We start from the raw sequence: 2,277 nt of genomic DNA, 5'->3' as shown, positions 1-2,277 counted from the left end.
CGACCGCCCGGGCCTCGACCACCTGGCCGGCACGCTCGTCGCGGAGGCGGGCGTTGGCCCGGACGTCGCGGCACCGACCGGCGTCGAGGTCGTCCGCCGGTGGTCGGACGCCGCTCCCCCGGCAGGCCGGCAGCCGACGTCATGGCTGTTCGCGCTCAACCACACGGAGGAATCCGCGACCATCGGTACCGACCTGGCACCGGTGGCCGGGACCGAGCTGCTCACCGGCGAGTCCGTCACCGGGACCCTGACCGTGCCGGCGGGCGGCGTCCGTGTGCTCCGGGTCGGCTGACGGCGCCGGCCGACCCGGAGCCGGCTCAGTACAGGATGGACGCCTGGCCGCGGGGCCAGGCCAGGGTGGCGTAGATCTGGACCATCGCCGCCTGCTCCAGCAGCTCGGTGTGCTCGTCCCCGGCGTTGAACAGCCCGGTCGCGGGTTCACGCTCGGTGCGCCACTGGTGGTCCGCGTAGTCCGCCATGGCGTCCCGGTACTTCGTGCCGCCGGTCACGGACTCCAGCAGCAGGAGGTTCTTGAACCAGATCGAGTTGAAGAACATGGGCTGGCCGTCGAGCCGCCCCTCGGTGACGTAGTACCGGTAGGACGCCGCCGCGATCGCCTTCGCCTTGACCAGGTACTTCTTGTTGCCCGTCGCCTCGTACAGCAGGGTGTAGGTGCCCAGCGGGACGCCCTGGTTGTACGACCACTGCGTGCGGTCGATGGAGCCGTCGAGCTTGATGTTGTCCCAGTAGAGGCCGTTCGGCGCGAGCAGGTGCTCGTCGGTCCACCCCACCATCCGCTGCGCCCAGTCGAGGTAGTCGCGCTCCCCCGTGATCATGTACAGGCGCGTGGCGAGCTGCGCGCCCGGCATCGTGGAGACGGTGTTGCGGTCGGTGCTCCACGTGGCCTGGGTCCAGAACACGCCACCGGGCGCGGGGTGCGACGGGTCGGTGTCCCACCCGGAGACCACGAGCTCGAAGATCTCCTCGGCGCGGCTCAGCGCCTCCTCGTCGCCGGTCGCCAGGTACTGCTGCACCTTGGCGAGCGCCACCCACTCGTTGTCGTCGTAGAACATGTCGCCGCCACCGCCGTACGGGGCGCGCGGGTACGAGTCGTAGCCGGGCAGCCCGGTGGTGCCGCCGTCGGCATTCCAGAAGTGCTCCTGCCCACGGGCGACGTCGGCGAGGTCGTCCCGGAACGACCGCCCCGCAGCCCCGGGCAGCCCGGTGAGGTCGAGCGTCGCGACGTGCGCCTGGGAGTGCGGCCACTCGAACGAGTAGGTGCGGTCATCGGCCCCGCTCGGGTACCGCTCGCGGAAGAGGCCGGAGCCGTCGTCCGCGGCCATGTACTCCTGCATCGCGTCGTACGAGGCGACCGCCCGCTGCACCTGCGTGCGCGGCGACACCGTGGAGGCATCCCCGACCTGCGCACCGGCAGGGGCCGCCGCCCCCAGTGCGCAGGCCAGCGCGGCGATCGTGCCGGCAACTCTGGTGAACCTCATCGTTCGCTCCTTCGTTCGGTGGTGCTCGGTCACTCGGTGGGGTGCGACACGGTCGATGTCAGCGCTGTCATCCCGACGAGCGCGGGTGCTGCGTCTCCTCCTCGACTTGATCCCCACGTCACCCCTGCGGCCGAGACCCGCGGGCGATCTCGGCTGCCCGTGCTCGGCCCTGAACGGTGTGGCCAGACGCGGCCCCGCGAAGTCTCCTTCGACTCCGACCGGTCCGTGGCGCCCGGAACACCCGGCGGACAGGCTATGGGGCCAGAACCGGACCGGTCAACGACGTGCGCGGTGCCCTACGGGGCCGGCACGTCGGCCCCGGCCTCGCAGGCAAGGCAGAGCAGGGTCGACTCGACGACTCCGCGCCGCACGAACCGTTGACCCAGCTCGACGGCGAACTCGTCGCACGCCGGGCACGACCACGGGCCGTTCGCGCCCTCCTGCACCGAGCTGATGATGTCGCTCCATCCGCTGCTCACGGCGTGGACTCTATCGGGACGAGCTTGTCGTCACTCGCCACGGTCGCAGTTCCAGGTGCACCCGAGCGACCGTAGCGGCTGGACCGTCGCGGCGACGAGCCGGCAGTCCGGGCGGTTCGGACGGGCGCCATCCCCCAATCGGTTATTTCACCCGCCCCGGAGTAAACCCAGGACCCACCACCCACATAGGCTCCAGGCAGGGCAGAGGCCCGGGGCTGACCCGGGTCGGGACCCGAGCGCGGGGTCTGGGCCCGCGTTCGGGCAGGAGCGGGACCCCCGGCCTGGGGGACGGGGGTCCC

Annotated in this window: 3 protein-coding genes; 1 reads left to right on the top strand and 2 read right to left on the bottom strand. The window is 71.7% G+C overall.

The window, feature by feature from the left end; all coding sequences use genetic code 11:
• The coding region (locus PROKR_RS08100) for a Beta-galactosidase C-terminal domain (protein WP_036961733.1) at positions 1–292 on the top strand (292 nt) is incomplete at its 5' end.
• 25 nt (positions 293–317) lie between these two features.
• Here the strand turns inward: PROKR_RS08100 and PROKR_RS08095 are convergent.
• Positions 318–1,499, bottom strand: coding sequence for a glycoside hydrolase family 76 protein (locus PROKR_RS08095; RefSeq protein WP_036961730.1), 1,182 nt, complete (start codon positions 1,497–1,499; stop codon positions 318–320).
• A gap of 296 nt (positions 1,500–1,795) precedes the next feature.
• Positions 1,796–1,978 carry a hypothetical protein gene (locus tag PROKR_RS08090; RefSeq protein WP_051432779.1) on the bottom strand — a complete coding sequence of 61 codons (183 nt, stop codon included), beginning with the start codon at positions 1,976–1,978 and terminating at the stop codon, positions 1,796–1,798.
• Positions 1,979–2,277: the final 299 nt, after the last annotated feature.

The sequence above is a fragment of the Promicromonospora kroppenstedtii DSM 19349 genome, from assembly GCF_000515355.1.
In the GTDB taxonomy this organism is placed as follows: domain Bacteria; phylum Actinomycetota; class Actinomycetes; order Actinomycetales; family Cellulomonadaceae; genus Promicromonospora; species Promicromonospora kroppenstedtii.
The sequence above is the reverse complement of the archived record's forward strand: the minus strand, read 5'-3'. Positions and strand labels throughout refer to the sequence as shown.

Excerpts from the sequence above, each read along its gene's own strand:
- PROKR_RS08095 (WP_036961730.1), bottom strand. The coding sequence starts at position 1,499 with ATGAGGTTCACCAGAGTTGCCGGCACGATCGCCGCGCTGGCCTGCGCA.